A 433-nucleotide genomic window follows, 5' to 3' on the forward strand; every position below is an offset into this window, starting at 1 on the left:
TAGGCAAGTTGGCAAAGAATGGCATATCGTTCGTATTGATAGCGTTTCAATTTTTTCATGAAAACTCATATCGGAGCAATGTGCAATTTGAAATAGTGCCGTTGACGGCACTTTCAGAGAACCTTATACGCTATAGGATATTTATTTCAGAGATATGACGGCGAGGAAAATTCGGATAAATTTATCATAGTTGGCTCTATGAATAACGGTATACCAATAACCATAGAGCCTAAAATCAGTTCTTGCTTTCTATACTTATTCTGTAATCTCAGCAGCAACAACAGAGATTTCTACAAGCAAAGCGTCACGTGCCATATCGGCAGTAACGCAAGCTCGCGCGGGTGCGTAACCTTCTGGAACCCAGTTATCCCATACCTCATTCATTTTCGCAAAATCATCCATGGTTTTAAGATAATTGGTCGCTGAAAGCATA

At 39.7% G+C, this 433-nt stretch carries 1 protein-coding gene; it reads right to left on the reverse strand.

Going from position 1 to position 433, the window contains the following annotated elements; all coding sequences use genetic code 11:
- Nucleotides 1-255 precede the first annotated feature (255 nt).
- Nucleotides 256-433: Rid family hydrolase (locus GVO63_RS19380; protein WP_268891667.1), on the reverse strand; the 178-nt coding region annotated here is incomplete at its 5' end.

Origin of the sequence: Alteromonas sp. KUL106 (assembly GCF_009811415.1) — a bacterium.
Lineage (GTDB): Bacteria > Pseudomonadota > Gammaproteobacteria > Enterobacterales > Alteromonadaceae > Alteromonas.